Source organism: Chitinophaga sp. MM2321 (assembly GCF_964033635.1).
GTDB lineage: Bacteria > Bacteroidota > Bacteroidia > Chitinophagales > Chitinophagaceae > Chitinophaga.
The window spans coordinates 3,453,289-3,471,698 of record NZ_OZ035533.1; the positions used below are offsets into that span (position 1 = coordinate 3,453,289).

The 18,410-nt window shown below is 42.2% G+C and carries 17 protein-coding genes; 4 read left to right on the forward strand and 13 right to left on the reverse strand.

Features of this window, described 5'->3' with window-relative positions; translation table 11 throughout:
- Positions 1-65 precede the first annotated feature (65 nt).
- Together ABQ275_RS13390 and ABQ275_RS13395 are read right to left on the reverse strand one after the other, a co-directional pair.
- Complete coding sequence (locus ABQ275_RS13390) at positions 66-1,007, reverse strand: dihydrodipicolinate synthase family protein (protein ID WP_349313641.1); 942 nt, start codon at positions 1,005-1,007, stop codon at positions 66-68.
- An 11-nt stretch (positions 1,008-1,018) separates the two neighbouring features.
- Positions 1,019-2,500 carry a sodium:solute symporter gene (locus ABQ275_RS13395; protein WP_349313642.1) on the reverse strand — a complete coding sequence of 494 codons (1,482 nt, stop codon included), beginning with the start codon at positions 2,498-2,500 and terminating at the stop codon, positions 1,019-1,021.
- 202 nt (positions 2,501-2,702) lie between these two features.
- Between ABQ275_RS13395 and ABQ275_RS13400 the strand changes: the two genes are divergently transcribed.
- Complete coding sequence (locus ABQ275_RS13400) at positions 2,703-3,560, forward strand: AraC family transcriptional regulator (RefSeq protein WP_349313643.1); 858 nt, start codon at positions 2,703-2,705, stop codon at positions 3,558-3,560.
- A gap of 108 nt (positions 3,561-3,668) precedes the next feature.
- Here the strand turns inward: ABQ275_RS13400 and ABQ275_RS13405 are convergent, their stop codons facing one another.
- The 3 genes from ABQ275_RS13405 to ABQ275_RS13415 all read right to left on the reverse strand — a co-directional run bounded on the left by ABQ275_RS13405 (position 3,669) and on the right by ABQ275_RS13415 (position 7,112).
- Positions 3,669-3,881 (reverse strand): heavy-metal-associated domain-containing protein, encoded by a 213-nt coding sequence (locus ABQ275_RS13405; protein ID WP_349313644.1) that lies wholly within the window; start codon positions 3,879-3,881, stop codon positions 3,669-3,671.
- Between the two features lie 33 nt (positions 3,882-3,914).
- Positions 3,915-6,188: a heavy metal translocating P-type ATPase gene (locus tag ABQ275_RS13410; RefSeq protein ID WP_349313645.1), complete on the reverse strand. Its 2,274-nt coding sequence runs from the start codon at positions 6,186-6,188 to the stop codon at positions 3,915-3,917.
- A 105-nt stretch (positions 6,189-6,293) separates the two neighbouring features.
- A complete protein-coding gene (locus ABQ275_RS13415) occupies positions 6,294-7,112 on the reverse strand; it encodes an HAD-IIA family hydrolase (protein ID WP_349313646.1) in 819 nt (272 codons plus the stop codon).
- Positions 7,113-7,399: 287 nt separating this feature from the next.
- Here ABQ275_RS13415 and ABQ275_RS13420 point away from each other — a divergent pair, with 287 nt between their 5' ends.
- Positions 7,400-7,951: a ferritin gene (locus tag ABQ275_RS13420; RefSeq protein ID WP_349313647.1), complete on the forward strand. Its 552-nt coding sequence runs from the start codon at positions 7,400-7,402 to the stop codon at positions 7,949-7,951.
- Positions 7,952-8,035: 84 nt separating this feature from the next.
- On the opposite strand, the gene ABQ275_RS13425 is transcribed toward ABQ275_RS13420, so the two are convergent.
- The 3 genes from ABQ275_RS13425 to ABQ275_RS13435 all read right to left on the reverse strand — a co-directional run bounded on the left by ABQ275_RS13425 (position 8,036) and on the right by ABQ275_RS13435 (position 9,503).
- The gene (locus ABQ275_RS13425) at positions 8,036-8,671 is read right to left on the reverse strand and encodes a YceI family protein (RefSeq protein ID WP_349313648.1); all 636 of its coding nucleotides are present in this window, start codon (positions 8,669-8,671) and stop codon (positions 8,036-8,038) included.
- A gap of 207 nt (positions 8,672-8,878) precedes the next feature.
- Positions 8,879-9,034, reverse strand: a complete 156-nt coding sequence (locus ABQ275_RS13430) for a hypothetical protein (RefSeq protein ID WP_349313649.1) — start codon at positions 9,032-9,034, stop codon at positions 8,879-8,881.
- A gap of 10 nt (positions 9,035-9,044) precedes the next feature.
- Positions 9,045-9,503, reverse strand: a complete 459-nt coding sequence (locus ABQ275_RS13435; RefSeq protein ID WP_349313650.1) for a DUF6934 family protein — start codon at positions 9,501-9,503, stop codon at positions 9,045-9,047.
- Between the two features lie 263 nt (positions 9,504-9,766).
- Between ABQ275_RS13435 and ABQ275_RS13440 the strand changes: the two genes are divergently transcribed.
- Positions 9,767-10,588 carry a helix-turn-helix domain-containing protein gene (locus ABQ275_RS13440; RefSeq protein WP_349313651.1) on the forward strand — a complete coding sequence of 274 codons (822 nt, stop codon included), beginning with the start codon at positions 9,767-9,769 and terminating at the stop codon, positions 10,586-10,588.
- Positions 10,589-10,719: 131 nt separating this feature from the next.
- The gene (locus ABQ275_RS13445; protein WP_349313652.1) at positions 10,720-11,241 is read left to right on the forward strand and encodes a hypothetical protein; all 522 of its coding nucleotides are present in this window, start codon (positions 10,720-10,722) and stop codon (positions 11,239-11,241) included.
- Positions 11,242-11,248: 7 nt separating this feature from the next.
- On the opposite strand, the gene ABQ275_RS13450 is transcribed toward ABQ275_RS13445, so the two are convergent.
- From ABQ275_RS13450 to ABQ275_RS13470, 5 genes are all read right to left on the reverse strand, one after another.
- Complete coding sequence (locus ABQ275_RS13450; RefSeq protein ID WP_349313653.1) at positions 11,249-11,689, reverse strand: SRPBCC family protein; 441 nt, start codon at positions 11,687-11,689, stop codon at positions 11,249-11,251.
- A gap of 132 nt (positions 11,690-11,821) precedes the next feature.
- Positions 11,822-12,715, reverse strand: a complete 894-nt coding sequence (locus ABQ275_RS13455) for an alkaline phosphatase family protein (RefSeq protein WP_349313654.1) — start codon at positions 12,713-12,715, stop codon at positions 11,822-11,824.
- A gap of 115 nt (positions 12,716-12,830) precedes the next feature.
- On the reverse strand, positions 12,831-13,208 hold the full coding sequence (locus ABQ275_RS13460; protein ID WP_349313655.1) for a hypothetical protein: 378 nt from the start codon (positions 13,206-13,208) through the stop codon (positions 12,831-12,833).
- Positions 13,209-13,696: 488 nt separating this feature from the next.
- Positions 13,697-14,125 (reverse strand): hypothetical protein, encoded by a 429-nt coding sequence (locus ABQ275_RS13465; RefSeq protein ID WP_349313656.1) that lies wholly within the window; start codon positions 14,123-14,125, stop codon positions 13,697-13,699.
- Positions 14,085-18,404: a DUF6443 domain-containing protein gene (locus tag ABQ275_RS13470; protein WP_349313657.1), complete on the reverse strand. Its 4,320-nt coding sequence runs from the start codon at positions 18,402-18,404 to the stop codon at positions 14,085-14,087. The genes ABQ275_RS13465 and ABQ275_RS13470 overlap by 41 nt, the downstream gene beginning before the upstream one ends.
- Positions 18,405-18,410 lie beyond the last annotated feature (6 nt).

Here is an 18,410-nt window from a genome sequence, read left to right on the forward strand (position 1 = left end):
ATCTTTCTCTAAACTACACATTGCCTTCTGCCTTCGTATCAATCTGCAGGGGAAATAACAACAATTTAATGTGATAAAGGAGCTGTTACCACTTCCCTGATCTGTAATCTTTCGCACCAACCTTTGAAAGTACGGTGAAGTTGTTGTAATGCCTGTTTCTGATCTGGCGTGAGTTCCAGCGCATGCGCGCGGCTGATAGTACGTACAGGAACACCACGTAACTGCAGGAAATATTTGGCGCTCATCGGGTAAGCGATGTGGATCAAAGGATCTACCTTCTGCAATTCTGCCTGTATCCAACGTACTTCTTCCTGCTTGTCTGCATCATTTACATGATTACAAAGCCATACCAGTATTTCAGGATAAAAATTTCCAGCGATAGCAGACATACCTACTGCACCCATTTGCATGGAAGCAACTGCATTTGGTGTATGTGCATCATAAAATTCCAACCGGCTACCGGCTGTTACGGCCAGTTTAGCACGTACGCTTTCCACATCACAGGAAGTATCTTTATGATAAATCAAGCGGTTAGTAGCCAGCAGTGTTTTCAGAATGGCCGGTGTTATGACCCTTTTGTAGGGAGCCGGACATTCATACAAACCCAGTGGGATATCTCCCGTAAGGGAAAATAATTGTTCAAATCTTTGCAGGAGAATATCGTCTGACTCGTCTACATTGGCAAAATGCCCTGTGATCATAATCACTGAATCAACGCCGGTATCATAAATTTTTTGTGTAAAGACTGCCTTATCCGCTATTGTCAGACCAAATGATCCGGTAGCTACTACCGGCACACGGCCATTTACATAGCGTACTACATGCTTTGTAAGCTCCAGGCGCTCGTCTTCACTGATGCTGTACATTTCAGAAGACAGGCAGTTAGCGAAAAAGCCTTTTACACCAGCGTCCAGGTAAAAGTCTACCAGCTGCTCCACCACATTAAGATCAATCTGTGCTTTCAGGTTGAAAGGTGTGATCATTACTGGTACAAATTTCTTTTGCATAACAAACAGGTTTAAGATTTAGAGGTTTTCAATTGTTTTATCCGTGTGAGCACCATGCCCACCAGGAATATCGATAAGGTGCCTACAACAATGACCATATGCACATGCATCGGACTGCGGAATTGCTCCCATGTAGCAGGCAGATATTTTGAAAGTGACATCCAGATGATGACTGCCACACCTACCAGGGTGGCCGTTACCGCCGTAGCATTCTTTGTTTTTGACACAAGTCCCAGCAGGAATAATCCCAGCATGCCTCCGGCAAATATGCCGGACAATTCCCACCACATATCCAGGATGCTCTGCACCCCTATCATGGCGATGCCGAATATAATAGCCAGTAAACCGGAAATAGTGGTGGCGATATATAACACCCTCATTTCCTTTTTAGGGCTGGGCGAAGGATTGATATACCGCTGATAAATATCTTTCAGAAAAACGGTAGCAGAACTGTTCATACCGCTGCTCACGGTACTCATAGCAGCAGACAAAATAGCAGCCACGATTAAACCCATCAGGCCTTTTGGTACTTTCTCCACCATAAACCAGGGCAATACTTTATCTCCGTAATCCGCCGGTACCAGGGACTCCACAGATACATGCCGTTCTGTAGCTACCTGTTGTTTTACTGCCAGTATAGCTTCCGGATGCTGCTGTGCATAAGCGTATAAAGCAGTGCCGATAAAAAAGAAAACGATACTTACGGGCACATACCAGTATACACATAACCAGATACTGCGCGACGCTTCTTTCTCAGACCTGGCGGCATGATAGCGTTGCACATAATTCTGATCCATACCGAAATTATTCAGGTTCATAAAAAAGCCATAAAGGAAAACCACCCAAAAAGTAGAGGACCCGAAATCCAGCGGGTTAAAACTCCCCATTGAAAATTTCCCGTCTGCCATTCCAATCCGGAAAATGTCTGACACACCATCTTTCATACCCACGATTACCAGTCCCAGTATAACCAGGGCGCCAACAGTTTTAACAACACCCTGCATTACTTCCGTCCAGATAACAGCTTCCATCCCACCGAGCACGGTATATACAATAATGCAAACCCCGGTAACTGCCATGATGGTACGCATATCCAAACCAGTCAATGCCTGTAACGCCAACGCCACTCCGAAAAAAATAGAGCCCATCCTCGCGAGCTGTGTAAGAATAAAACACACCATGGCGTATGTTCTTGCCCATGGGCCGAAACGGTGCTCCAGATGTGTGTAGGCGCTTACTTCGCCGCTATGCCGATAGAATGGTACAAAATACTTCGCTGCTATAAAAGCAGCCAACGGCATGGATAAACTAAATACAAGCGCATTCCAGTTGCTGCCGAATGATTTTCCCGGCACACCCAGGAATGTATTACTACTTAAAAAGGTTGCGTACAAAGAAAGTCCCAATGCCCAGCCCGGAATGCTTCCGGATGCGGTTGTAAATTGCGCGGCGCTTTTGTTTTTCCGGGAAAACCACAGGCCAACCAAAATCATACAAAGAAGGTAAATAACAATTACAGCCAGATCAATTAAAGGCAAGTGGTGCATATCCGAACGCTATTGGTTGATAATTTTGATTCATTACGTGGAAAAACAAAAAAATACTTCGTCTGTTAATCTTCCGCTAAGGTTGGCATTTTTTATCAATCAAACAATGTTGTATGTTACGGAAAGAATAGCTTAAATTACTATGGCAATGAACCACCAGGCAACCAACACACCATCAACATGGATTTTACCAGGCCACCTGAAACGCAGGCTGGAAAAGCATCCACTGGGGAAAAATCTTTTCATCACCACCATCGGCTTTTATCCGGAGATAGCTGCAAGAGAGTTTAGCGAGCTAAAAGATACCCCTGTTTACACCTTATTATATGCCGCGCATGGCAAAGGATGGTTTGAAATCGATGGGAACAAAACAGTTATTAAAACCAATCAATACCTCATCTTTCCCAAAGAAATGCCTTTCCGTGCCGGACCATCCCCGGATGATCCCTGGAGGATCTATGCCGTACAATTCTCCGGACAGCTGGCGGATGAAATATACAGTTACCTGGGTACTGGTTTGAAGCCACGCACCATACCACCACTCGTTGGCAGGAATGCACAGTTCGATGATATTCTTCATCACCTGGATCTCATGAACAATATTGAAAACCTGTTGTACGCCAATTTCCGTTTCCATAGTTTCCTGGGCACCTTCCGGCTGACCGTTTTCAATTACATGAAAAAAGGAGCGGATAATATCATAGAACAATGTATACAGATCATGAAACAGAAACTGGATCAGAACCTCACGCTGGCAGACCTTTCCAGGCAAATCTGTATATCACCCTCTTATCTGTCTGCGCTTTTCAAAGAGAAAACACGCTACTCCCCTATACAGCTATTCACCTCCCTGCGCATGCAGAAAGCCAGTCAGCTCTTGAAAGAAACCAATTTTACGATAAAAGAAATTGCGCGGGAAATGGGATACCTGGACCAATACAGTTTCTCCAGGTCATTTAAATTAATCATGGGCGTATCTCCCAAAGCGTTCAGGGATAAACGCTGAAGTGCTGCCGGTATGGTGTAAATTATAGCTTATTTTTTATTGGATATTTTGCGGATACATCTTCAACAAAATAAAAACGGACGGCTGTTACGCCGCCCGTTCAACAAATTAAGCGATCTGCTCTGCCTTATATCCGGCTTTTTCTATCGCTGCTTTGATCTGCTGCTCGTTTGCCTGACCGGTAGATACTTTCAGCACTTTATCCGCACTTAACAGATCTACTTCCCAGTTATCTTTTCCTGCCAGTTCATCCAACACCGGAGTTACACTCGCTATACATCCTGAACACTTAATATTGGTTTTAAATTGTACCGTTTCCATCGTATATTTTTTTTGTATGATTAATGATTGTTATTATAATTTCGCGGCTTTTAACCGCAGACTGTTACTGACAACACTCACAGAACTGAGCGCCATGGCGGCTCCTGCAATCATCGGATCCAGCAGGAATCCGTTTATAGGGAATAGCACACCGGCTGCAATGGGAATACCTATAATGTTATAGATAAATGCCCAGAAAAGATTCTGTTTGATCGTGCTCACCGTTTTCCGTGACAGTTTCAATGCTTTGGGGATACTATTCAGGTCGGAAGTGATCAATGTCATTTTGGCTACGTCCATGGCAATATCAGCGCCTTTCCCCATTGCGATGCTCACATCAGCCTGCGCCAGCGCCTGTGAATCATTGATACCATCACCTACCATTGCTACCACTTTACCGGCCTGCTGCAATTCTTTTACAAAGGCAGCCTTGTAAGACGGCAATACTTCCGCCTTATAGGAGCTGATCCCCACTTTCCTGGCTACGGCAGCAGCCGTATGAGCGTTATCGCCCGTCAGCATGTACACTTCTATTCCATCGCGTTGCAACGCTGCAATGGCTTTGGAAGAAGTTGCTTTTATTTTATCCGCAATAGCTATAACAGCCTGTAAAGTGGTGCCAGCGGCAAAATAGATGACCGTTTTGGCTTCTTCCTGTAAGGCAGCTGCCTTCGTATCCAGTTCTTTGTCTGTAACAATGTGGTTTTCATTCATCAGCTTTCTGTTACCAACATAGTAATGCAAGCCTTCATACATACCTTTTATTCCCTGCCCCGTAATACTTTCAAAAACGTCCAGCTTTACCGGGTTCACGGCGCCTTCCTTCAGGTGGGTTACCACTGCTGCTGCAAGCGGATGTTCTGACTGCTGCTCCAGGGAGTACAGAATAGAACTACTGAGCTGAAGTGTTTTGTTATTTGTATGCCAGATGAGGTCTGTTACTACAGGTTTACCTTCCGTAATGGTGCCGGTTTTATCCAGGATGATGGCATTTACTTTATGTGCCAGTTCCAGGCTTTCAGCATCCTTTATCAGGATATTGTTTTCCGCACCTTTACCAACACCCACCATAATTGCCGTAGGAGTAGCCAAACCAAGCGCACAGGGACAAGCAATCACCAATACCGTAACAGCCGTAAGCAAGGCATGCGTGAAGGCGTCATCGCCTCCAAATACCATCCAGGATAAGAAAGTAAGGATAGCAATACCAATGACTACCGGAACAAAGATGCCGGCAATTTTATCTACCAGCTTTTGTACGGGCGCTTTACTGCCCTGCGCTTCCTGTACCATTTTAATGATCTGCGCCAGCATAGTATCTGCTCCTACTTTTTCCGCCCTGAACTGAAAACTGCCTTTCTGATTAATCGTTCCTGTAAAAACCTTGTCGCCGTTTCTCTTGGCAACGGGCACCGGTTCGCCGGTGATCATGCTTTCATCAACATATGATTCTCCGCTAACCACCTTACCGTCTACAGGGATCTTTTCTCCGGGTTTTACCAGCAACAGATCCTGCACTTTCACATCGGCAATAGGAATCTCCTGGGTATGACCGCTGTCATCTACCAGCAGCACGGTTTTCGGCTGTAAGCCAATTAATTTTTTTATGGCAGAAGAGGTATTCGATTTTGCTTTTTCTTCCAATAATTTACCCAGTGAGATAAATGCGATGACCACCGCCGCCGCTTCAAAATACACGTGGGCATGCAGTCCGCGCTGATGCCAGAACTCGGGGTAAATGGTATTAAAAGCACTAAACAACCAGGCAATACCGGTGCTTAATGCTACCAGGGTATCCATGTTTGCTTTCCCGTGCTTTGCCTGTTTCCAGGCATTTACAAAAAAGTTCCTTCCGAAGAAAAAGACAACCGGTGTTGCCAGCACCATCATAATCCAGTTACCATAAGGCATATCCATAAAGAACATCCCGATAATAACAATGGGTGTTGACAGTACTGACGCCCAGATCGTTCTTTGTTTCACCTCCCGGTAATGACGCTGCTGCGCTTCTTCTTTCCGTTCGTCCTGGTTCTCTTTCTCAATGAGCAGATCGTAACCAACAGAGCGGACTGCACTTTGCAGTGCTTCCGGGGTGGTTTTTGTATGATCATATTCCACCCAGGCACTCTGGTTGGCAAAATTTACGCCGGCATCACCTACGCCAGGAAGGGATTTGAGCATGGATTCCACGCTAATAGCACAGGCTGCACATGTCATTTCCAGTACGGGAAATGTTTCCTTTGTAACATCCGTCCTTTTCGTCCTGATGGCCGCAGATCCCTTTTCTACTGATATAGTTGTTGACATAATTGCTGATTTCTCACAAAATTACGCCGTATAAAGGGGGAAGGTGTTACACTATTAATATTGAATTGTATAAAATTTTAAGAAAGCTGGTCACAAGCGGTATAACTAGCAGATGGCGCCGGCCAGTTGTGGATTTCCTATTACCCGCATAAACAGGTCTTCATCCAGCAGGTCTTTCACAGATTTAATAATAAAATCGGGAGAATACCCAAAATGCACCAGGTCATCTTCATGTGTTACGCCGGACAAAGTGAGTACGGTGGTAAAGCCCATTGATCCGGCTCCCAGGATATCCGTACCCATCGTATCTCCTATCATCACTGTTTCATCGGTTGTTAACTGTAATGCTTTCCTGGCCATGCGCATCATAACAGGACTGGGTTTACCAACGCTGAAAGCCTTTATACCACTGGCACATTCCAGCATTGCTACCAGTGCTCCGCATCCTGCGCGATATTTCCCACCACCCATCGGGCAGTTAGGATCGAGGTTGGTAGCAATTAATTTGGCGCCTTTCATAATCATATTAATCGCCTTATCAACAGATTCCAGCATGATTGTTCTGCCTTCTCCTATAATAACATAATCAGGCTGATCATCAACAATAGAATAACCTGCATTATAAAGCTCTGTAAGCAGGCCTCCTTCACCAATAACATAGGCGGTACCATTTTCCTTCTTTGACGCCAGGTACCTGGCTGTTGCCATAGCACAGGTAAAGATATCGGTGTCATTTACCCGGAAACCCATCTTATTCAGCTTATAGCAGACATCCCTGCTGGTACGCTGGCTATTGTTTGTAAGGAACAGAAAAGGAAGTCCTTTATCCCTGAGGCCATTAATAAATTCCACAGCACCCGGAATAGGTTCGCTGCCTTTGTAGATTACTCCATCCATGTCAATAAGAAATCCCTTCTTTTTCATAGCAATTCGATGTTGGTTATTTTATTAATAGATCAATAAATAATGCAAATAAAAAAACCATGGAAAGAATAAAGGCAGGAAGCTGCTTAGATGCAGCAAAGAATATTATACAGATATCATGAAGATGGATATCTCCTCTAAAGATAGTAATAAATTCCAGGATTGGAAATTATTTACAATAACGGCACCATCCTTGCGCACCCAGTTTTCATACAACAAAGTATTAAAGAGAGACGGCTCCCTATTCCCCGAAATAATTTATCTGAATGACTATAAAAACTTCACTCATGAAAAAGAACAGGCTTTCTTCCAGCTTACAAACCGGGCTGAACACACAAATGACCCAGGAGGCACTCGCAGCCCAGATATACTTGTCTTATGCTGCCTGGGCCACATCCGAAGGATTCAGTGGAATTGCCAATTTCCTTTTCCGGCATGCCAATGAAGAACGGAATCACATGATGAAATTCCTGGAATACATCATGGAAAGAGGCGCCAAGGCGGAGATAGAGGCCATACCCAAGCCTCCCAAGGATCCTACCAGTATACAAAATTGTTTTGAACAGATATTCCAGCAGGAAATCGGGAACACCGCAGGCATTTATAAACTGGTAAAGATGAGCTTTGATGAAGGCGACTGGGCTACCTGGCATTTCCTCCAATGGTTTGTAAAAGAACAAACAGAAGAAGAAACCCTTGCATTAAATCTGCTGGATAAGATCAAAGTTGCCGGTGGTGAAAAGGCTACCAGTGAGGCTTTGTACAACCTGGACCGCGACCTGCAAAAAGAACCGGACGAGGCAGCATTGGCCGAAACCAAATCTGCTGCCAATCCGTGAGTATACTGATCATCTGTTGTGGAAGTAATAACAATATCATCCACATTTTGGGTAATAATTGCGCCTGCTGCCTGGTAAGACCCTTTATTTTGCTTTACCGGACAGCTTCAGGTGAATATCTATGTTATGCAGGATACGCTGATCATCCGGCAGCTCAGGTGCAGCAGCGTAATCGATGCCCCATTTGGTGCGATCCACTTTTATAGCTGCTGTTACCGTTATTTTCTTTGCTGCAATGGTAATTTTTGCCGGGAAGCTGATAGGCAAACTTTTGCCCACCATCGTGAGATTACCGGTAATGGTATAATTAGCGCCCGTCAAGTCCTCTTTGGCATCGCTGGTATAAGGCGCAACGGAAGTGATATCGAAAGTTATCTGCGGGTATAATACCATTTTAAAAAAAGCATCAGACTGCAAGTGTTCGATCAATTGCGTTTTTAAATCCTCCGTAGGAAGATTGAAGTTCTTTATAGAGCTTAAAGGCAATACAAAGGAACCACCTTTCACTTTTCCGTTCACAACTCTTAACGCCGTACTTGCCACGCCAATGGAGCCTTCATTAAAGTAGCCTGTCATTAAATATCCTTTCCATTCTGCTACAGACGCAGCTGCATCCAGCTCATAACTGACAATGGGTTTATCATTGTCTTTTTTACAACTTCCTAATAAACCAAGGGTCAACATCATGGTGCACAGGAATTTTCCGTGTAATACTTTCATGGTAAATATTAATTTTTAGCACACAAAAGTAGTGCTGGCGGCGGGTTTTATTCTTAGTGAAAGAGCGGAGATTTTATTTTCAGTATTACTACGTACGTTGATTGGATGATACACTAAATATGGGAAAGATGATAGTGGGTTACCAAAAAATAAAAACCACCCCGAAGGATGGCTTTTATAATTACATATTATACCTCATACTTGAGTTCAGGTTGCTTTCCATTTAAGTTTGGAAACAATTTTGTTGGCTTCTTCCAATTTTTCAGGAAACAGTACCTTTCCTGAAAACTTATCCAGGGATTTATCCCTTCTCACTTTCACCCCCATGGTTGATGCCCCTTTCAATGCTTTCTTTGTTTTCATAATAGTAAAATTAAACAATTTTCCGCTTAATAAGAAACCCGAAAAAAGCTTCCCCCTTAATGAAGGGAGCAACATAATATAGCCCTTTTGTCAAAATGACACCATATATCTCAAAATCACCATTAAGCTCTTCCAGGTTTATTGCTAAAGCCATCCTATAAAGCCGTGTCCGTTCGGGAGTACTGCCAGTAAAAAAAATAAACTTATCGGGATAATGTGCTGTAAATTCGTATACCGTAGCAGCAACAGTAGCTAAGATTTTATTCCTATCCTTGTTGTCATTTTTTATATGGTCATCAACTTCACCATCAGGAGTTAAATCACCAAAAGCCAGGTTATAAATAGTTGCATCCGCTGTCTCAATAAATTGGACTACTTTCTGTATTTCTCCTTTAGGTCCCTCGCTGATAAATTTAAATTCGAGCGCATCCTTTGAAATCAACAGAGGCTCATATTTTTCATATTTCATTCCCTTAACAATAATATATTTTGCAGATTATATTTCAACTACCACTTTCCATAGTCAGTATCTTCGGTTATTCCCGAACTCAATGGGCTGCGACCTTTTTATCAAATAAAATTAATTGCTTAACCTGGCCAGTTTCTTGTTAATTTGTGAAATAGATTGTATTAACAAAAACCGTCTTCAGAAATTCCTCCATAGCACTCCTGTTTCCGTACAACTACCACTCAAAAAGCTTAACTTCCATTAACATTTATACCCCATCGTTCATGGACGCGTTCACCCCAGTTGTAAAAAAGCAGCTTCCTGCTGAAACACTCCAGGTATATGTAGCTGAATATGTATTCAGGGCATTCACGGTGCCGCAAAGTCAGCCTGTTGTTAAGGCCATGCCGCTGCGCGTTAGCAGCTCTATTGATTTCTTTTTGGGCGATCCTTTTGAAACAGTAGATTACCAGTCAAAACAAGTAGCACCATTTACACCCTGCACTATACGCGGGCCCCGTACCCATAAAAAATATACGATCTCTATCAGTGGTCGTTTTGTATCCTTTACCATAAAATTTAAACCCACCGGTTTATACCGGCTGTTAGGTATGCCTGCCAACCTTTTCTGTAACCAGGCCATCGACGGGCAATTATTATATGCCGCTTTTTTCGGAGAAATAACGGAACAACTGATGGCGTGCCGGCATATAAGTGGATGCATCCGTATCATTGAGCCTTACTTATTACGCCTGGCAGCAAGGCAGCATAAAATATATCCCTCAAAGGCAATAGAGCAGATGACAGGGCTGATATTTACCGATAAGGCGCCCGCCAGTATCGCAGATTTCCTGCGGAAAGTATGTTTATCGGAGCGCCAGCTGGAACGGAATTTTGTAAAAGAAATAGGCACTACCCCTAAGCTGTACAGCAATATGGTACGATTTGAAAACCTGTTACGCTATAAAATGGATTTCCCCCGTCAAAACTGGACCAACTTAACCTACGAGTTTAATTACTACGATCAAATGCACCTTATTAAAAGCTTTCAACGCTTTTTAGGCATTAATCCCGGTGACTTTGCACCGGAAGACTTTGCCCTCTAGTCACTCCTCTCCCGTTTTTTTGTAGAAAGATGCCGGTTTTTTACTATGAAGCCGCACCGGTCAGGATTAAATTTGCTACGGTATAATATCTCATTTAACTGATACAAGTGCAAAAAATCAATCTTATCATTATGAAACCATTTTCATTACTACCGGTATTTATCTGTACACTCCTTGCCTGTAATGGTCAACAAAAAAGTAATGCAGAAAAAGTAAAGAATGACATACAAACCACTATGAAAGAGCATACCCCAGGTACCGTTGCTACCTCGGCCAGCGGCTATTATATGAAAGCCAAGATAGATGGGAAAGACTGGGTGGCCGTATCCATGAGACCAATAGAGGGAATAAACAGGGCGCTGGGCTACACAGAAGATGGTGGCTATATTGGCATACCGGGAATAACGAAGAAGTCGCAGGAAGGCCTTAAATTAACTCTTGGCGGAGAATATGGCGCCGACATTTATCTTCCCAACGATAAAACGCTTATAGATAAAGATGGAAACGTCATTCTGCTGGACAAAGAAAGCGGCGCAGTAGCCATTACCAAACGGGATGGAGAATGGATAGAAGGAACATTTCACTTTATTGCAGCCAGTAGTAAGTCTGATAAAAAGGTACAGATAACAGAAGGCTCTTTCCGTATAAAATAGGAAGTTGCTAATGTATTCCGGCAAGCGCCGTTAACATTTTCGACCATGCCCCCTTAGCTGAATCAATAAAATCCGCCCAGTTGGCAGGCATTTCCTGCGTCAGTGTTAGCTCTGAACCCGTTCCTGCCGGGGTGATATTGATGACAACACGCGAGCTATCGGGCAGGTCCTGCCGCACTGCCCAGGTGAAGACCAGGCGATGGGGTCTGTCTATTTCAAGATATTCACCGATGTGATCAATTTCCATTCCCTTGCGGCGCACAATAAAGGAAAATGAGCCTCCAACCCGCGCATCCGTTTTAAGGCTTACAATTTCTTCGTCACGAAGTGCAGGGCCAAACATAAACCGGCTGATCATCCCGGTATCCAGCCAGGCATCAAAAACAGCTTCCGGTGATTGCGTGAAGGTTTGCGTAACAGTGGCTTTAGCAGGAAATTCTGTAGACATATCCATTATTGTATAAGATGAATAAACCGGGTAACGCGACGAAGTTCGGAATTTTCTGTTAAGGGCGGACATTATGCATATAAAAAAAAGACCCGCGCAGTGCGCAGGTCTTCAAAGTTTCGTTGCTACCTATTAATTCATCCAGATAGACGTAATTGCCTTCTGACTGTTTGTATCTTCCACCGGCAAATTGTACATGGCCTCTATGGTATGTAATACACTATAATGATTGATCTTTTCATCATAAGTGCCTGGTTTAACCCCTGCTCCTACAAAAATGGTAGGAATATGATTTACTTCTTTAAAGTCATCTTCATCGAAAGTAAGGATCAGTAAGCTGTTATGTGTTTTAGCCCATTCTACATATGCTTCCAGGTTATTTTTGAGCCAGGTATCGCCACGCTGAATAGCAGCCGTATCGCCTGGTGTTCCGATATTATGCATATCATTGTCCATATCCGGTATCACAAAAGATACGGTGGGCAATTCGTTAAAATCTTTGGGAAAATCGGTCATAGGCCGGCTCACCTCCGCAGGTATACCATTCGCCTGTGTTCCCTGCCAGTTCACCCAGGGGGCGTGTTTACGTGCATATAATTTAGAGCCTGTCAGGGTACTTCTTTGGTTATCACAACCTAAAAACCCTACTGAGGGCATGGTTTCTGCAAATCCTTTAAAAGTAAATCCAGCTCTGATCACTGAGGCAGCAATATTAGGCGTGGTATAAGGGAGTGTGTCCTGCAGACATTCATCCGCCAGAACACCCTGTGTACCGCCGGAAAAAATAGCCAGGTAATTGGGTTGACTGGGGTGCACTACACCATGCGCATCCGTAAAGAGCGCCCCTTCTTTGGCCAGTTGAGTAATATAAGGAGCAATACCGCTTCCGATCACTTCATCATAACTGTGATTTTCTTCCATTACTACAATTACGTGATCATAACGCGGAACAGCCGGCTTTTGCTTACAGGAAGAGATACATCCCATTAATATAATACCGGAGATGACTATACTAGATAATTTCATTTGTTCAATATTTTTGCTTGATGTGTTTAAACCGTGCCACTCATGTGACCCTACAGAGAATTTCCAGGGAAGAATACTATCCTTGCGCCTGGCTATAAAGATGGGAATTGGGGGATCAGATCTGGAATCGCGATAATCGCTTGTAGTAACTATTTTCAGGACATAATTGAAAAACGGTTGTGATACTCCCAATATTATTCCTGTTTGCAAGCAGTGCTAATAAAGATAACATGTGCCCGCAAAGAAATATCAATATCTGCATAGGCAGGCTGATCTTTACTTTGCCGGCCGGTTCTTCTGCTGTCTCTCCTTTTACCAGATACGGGTGCTCATCTTTCTTGGTGACCAATCGTTGTAATAAAGTGCTGATCTTGATAGGATGATCCGACATCCCTTGTTGTTTTACGAGCTGTAACACACTATAGGGGCGCAATGCGAGCATTAGTAGTCCTAAGGAGAAAATAAGAATAGATAATGCTTTTTTGAATCTCATAAAGTAGTGTCGCTTGTTCAAAGGATCTAACGGAACATTGTTGCGTTCAAATATACAGAAAAGGGATTGGAAATTTATTGGCAATTTAGGGTAGCAGGTAAAGAGATTATTGAGGGAGGATAAAGCACCACCCATAAAACCTATCCCTAAGCAAATACGAATACTGTATAGCTATATAGGACCGCAGGATAACTACGGCTTCTTTTCCAATATAATATTAGCACGTTGATTATTTAAATAACTTATTGGCTAGATAAATAACCCCACCAACCAACAGCCCAAATAAAAACATGCCTATATAAACCTTGATAATAATTTCTAAGTTATTATTAATTATGCCATAAATCGCTATTACTATCATCAAGATAATAAAGACTAAATTCCTTGGATTTTTAATCCAGTTTATCAACTTAAAAAAGCCTTTAACACATAAAACGACATAAGCCTGGGGCTTATGTCGTTTTATGTGTCTGTCCATACGTTTTTCATTATTTAATATACTCTCCAATACAATTTAAACATAATCTGGGTTTTAGCTTATATGGTTCCTCATTAGTCCAGACAATTGTGTTTTTAAATTTGACTGACATTCTTTTTGTTGGACTAGCAATGACTATATCCTTTTCAATAACCAATATATAGGTTTGGCCAACTTGTATTTTTTCCCCTTTTCTTATATTAGTGTTACCATTTATGGCAGAAATCAGAACACTTGTATCAGTCATATTACAGGATGAAACCACGCCAATAAGTAAGCACTCCTTTAAATTCTTAATCCATATTACTTTAGCCGAAAGGGTATCGTTTGTCTGACCTTGGGAACTATAAGAAAAATTAAAAATTATATATAGAACTAGAATTATCTTCCTCATTACATTATTTTTTTTCCAAGTTATTGATTGGCTTTTCTTTGCCATTGTATTTGATAAATATTACACGCCCTTTAATTTCTGTGTCAATATCATCTTTTTTTCTAGGGTCTATTTTAACCGCTTCATCATGAGCTTTAGTAAAATTAGCATTTTCCGCATCAGTGTTGGTACTTAAAGCTGCCGGGGAATTAGGGTATTTTTCACCACCAATAAATGCCTCTAACACTTCGTGTAGCATCGAAACCCCAGACTTGGAATTAGTAACCTTATCCACAATAGCCAGCTGAGTGGGATTTACTTGCTGTTGAGCCTCTACTTTTCCATCATCTTTGCCTCCGGCAAAGGTGGTATTTCCTAAAAATGCACCTCCCACTATTGCGACTCCATCTTTAGTAAAATTATCGGAAGAGGCATTAATATTTACTGTAGTATTTTTATCCGAAATAGCTTGTTGAAGCTTTTTATCAGCACCTGTTTTTGCTTTACCTCCCGCAATAGTAACTTTGCCATTATCATCTTGTGACAATTTCAGATTTGTCGAGTTTTGCAATTGTTTAAAAGCCTGTTGCGACTGATTACCACGAATTATAATATCTTCAGGACCCATACCATCCGCATCAATAAACCTTATCGGATTATCAAACGCATAATTATAAGGGGAATATCGGCGCATCTTATCTGCTAAAGGATCTATAACATGCCACCGTCCTATCTGAGCATCATACATCCTCGCTCCATAATCATACAACTCTAAGCCTGAGCCATCCCCGAACTCCTTGCTTTGTAGTTCTTTCCCATTATACTTTATCCTATTTTCTGAGTAATTACTTCCTTTGAGCGCATTTGAAGATATCCCACTCATTGTGAGTCCAAACGGATAATAATGTGTCTCCTCCAACAATGTCCCTGAGACATTCATGACTGTGACATTATCGAAATATACATCCTGGGGACTTTCATTGCTGGTGTAAACATACAAAAAACCATTCCTTTTAATGGCCATTTTATCCTGGGCCAACGTCTGCAATTGATCCGGCTCTCCTTTTACCTGTTTTACACCACTATTCTCATCAACCATATTAAACTGGTCATCAAACAAAACAAAATTAAGATATGCTTTGGGCCTGTCTAACTTTGAATCATCCGGATCTTTCTCTTTCAGACGTTGATAATCGTTATTATAAAAATTACTATTGAATGGTGTTTGCTGATCAAGGGAAGTCACTCCATGATCTCCTCCAGTGGAGGCATTACTGTTAAATGCCTGTGCGAGGTCAGCCAACATGCTTTCCACAGGTACTACTGAAGATGCTTTTTCCTGTGGTCTCACGGATTTATAAAATGCTTTCGCCCGAATTTGTATGGTATCGCCAGCCATTACACGCAAAACAATAGACGGGCCTATTTTTTTGCCTCCACTTATTGCGTTGAGTTTGGAGACCGATTTATTACTGCCCGCACTTTCATCTGTTGGATAGCCAACCGGTTTAACTGCACGGGTATTGTCCACATTACTAAATAAAGTATTTTCCTTTGCAGCAAGTTCCGTTTCCATTGAGGCAACGTACACAGATGTATCAGTTTGTTCTGTCAATACAATACGTACATTACCCAAATGATCTTTCTCAAAATAATCATAAAAGTATTGTATAGCTTGACCTGTCTTGAACAGGGTGCGAACACGACCTTCCTCATGAGAAACATATTGTAGTGAATCATTCTTGTATTCAAACCCTGCAATGTAATCTGTTGTTGTGACCTTAGCAGTGGCAGTGGTATTATCATTTACAATCTTGCGTAATTTCGAACCGGCTGCGTCATAGATGTACTGAATAGAGCCTTTTCCTGCTATTGTTATCAACTCCGGCAGGTTCAGATGATTATAACTGATAGCAGTTATATTCTTGTTCTGATCCTTAATAAGGTTTCCATTACTATCATACCAGTAATCCTGCGATTCATTATTAGTAATTTCCTTAAAATCTCCCAACGTACTCTGTGCATTATTTTTTCTATCTGTTACAAAAGTCAGCTTATTTGTTGGCGCTAGGCTGGTATATCCATACTTAAGATCATCCACCTGCACTGGTAGACCGCCAATCTGGCCCTGTTGTTTCATAAACATTATATTACCGTTCTCATCATAGCTAAGTCCGCTAACAGAAAAATCCACCTTATCCTTTGACCAGGAAGTACTGCCAATATTTTGCTGATTAAAATCAGCAAGGGAGAGACGATTAACATTATCATACGCAAAATCATATTTCCGGCTTATCTTATCTCCCTTACTACGCCAGATGGTTCCTGCTATATTCCCATTGAAAGCGGGCTTTGTATAGTTCGTCCCGGAAATAATAGCTCCTGCCTGGTCATATGCCAGTTCATAACCAAAATAGTTGTAGGAGTTGACTGTTTTTACAAAATTTCTGTTGGCGCCTAACAACCAACCCCGGATGTTATAATCATACACGAGGCTATCCAGGTCATCTCCCAACGTTTTCGTGGTCAACTGTCCAAGCGTATTGTATCTGGAATGCACAATATATTTCGGATTACCGACATCATTTATTTTCTTACTTATCCCTAATACACGACCAGCATGATCATAATCTAGTGTGGTTAAAATCCTGGTTTCAGGTGTAATAGCACTACGGGGATTCCTGTGTCTCACATAAGTACTCAGCACTTTACCAGAAAAATCATACAAACTGGTGGCAACATCCTTTCCTCCATTTATGTTACCAGAAACAACCTGGAAGGGCTGTCCTCTGTCTGTGTAATAAGTGCTGGTGGTAAGCCACTGACTTGTACCCAATACTTTAACCTTGGTTCCTGTTACGAGCCCCCGGGTCATTTTGCTAAATGCATTTACAGTGACAGGTATTGCACCCAATCCTGCCTTCGGGGCCGAAAAGTCCTGTGACTCTGCTCCCAGCACACCACTATAGGTATAGTCATCATAAAAAGTGTATGTAAGCGGGGTTAACAGGTTATTATCTATATTGGGCAATGGATTATTCACGGCAAGCACTTGTGATCCTTCTGTCAACGCAGGATCCACCTGTACAGTTATCTCTGAATTAGTGCCTGAATCAAAGCCGCCCTCCAACGTTATACTTTTACGTGCCTGGTAAATAGGCCTGCCATCATTATTAGCCACCACAAGATCCTCTATACCCGGAAAAGTATATGACACGCTACCAGATGTAGTCGTGCTATTATCCATAGCAGTTTGCAGAGTTTGCCGTGTTTGACCCTGAGCCAGGTAATAAGCGGTCATAGTGGGTCTGTTTTGCACATCATAGAAAGTAACCAGCCAGGTATTCTTTAATGCCAGATTTCCATCACGCATAAATACAGGTCGATCCCTCACGTCATACACTATTTCCGTAACAGCAGCTCCTGGCACTTTCTTTGAAATCATTCTTTCTTTAGCATCATACTCATACACAAAACAAAGCTCACTCACTATGTTGGTCGCTGCCAATGACCAGTTAGACCATATCGCACTTACCGCTTTCGGGGGAATTACATAACGCAAGTTATTGAAATCATCATATACATAGTAAGTGCAAAGCCAGCCAACATGGGCACTACCAGGATTATCAGATAATTGCAATTTCTTAAGTATTACCTTATTTTCCCGGTCTTTGTATTCTATTACCTTTTTACCTTGCTCATCAATGGTAATAGTTTTAAAAAGGTCACCAGCAATATAAGTAGCTGCCGTTGGCAAAGAAGTTCCGCTTATTATCCATTTCTTTACAGAGTCTGCAACAGTGTTAATAGTGTTCATCAGCAGAACACCATGCCCACTGCCTGGTTGCCAGGTTTTCCCTGCTGCCCCTTTCTCCAGTTCTCTGTTCAGGGGGGAGAATTCCAGGAAACTCTGCTCATAAGGATTTGTTTCTCTCACCACATTTTGAACAGTCGTATTTGCCGGGTTATAAAAACCAGCCTGATCTGCATATACATTAGTTCTGATTCCGCCATAAACGGTGCCTGACACATCAGTATAGGGTAAATACTTTTTTACAGATCGTCCAAAGGCATCATATTCTACAGGTGTAATCAAATCCTTCTTATCGACGCTGCCTTGTATCGCAATAGTCTGAAACGGACGTCCCAGACCATCAATATAAGTAACTGTTTTGTTCCTGTTTTCTGCCGTCAATGCATCTGTCTGGGCTTGTGTGGTAATATTTCCAACATTTACATTTGTTTTTATAATATAGTTGCTACTTGTACTGACCTGGGCAGTAACTACCGTCATTCGGGAAAACAGGAACAGGGAAATTGCTGTAATTTTATAAAAGACTTTCATAAAGGC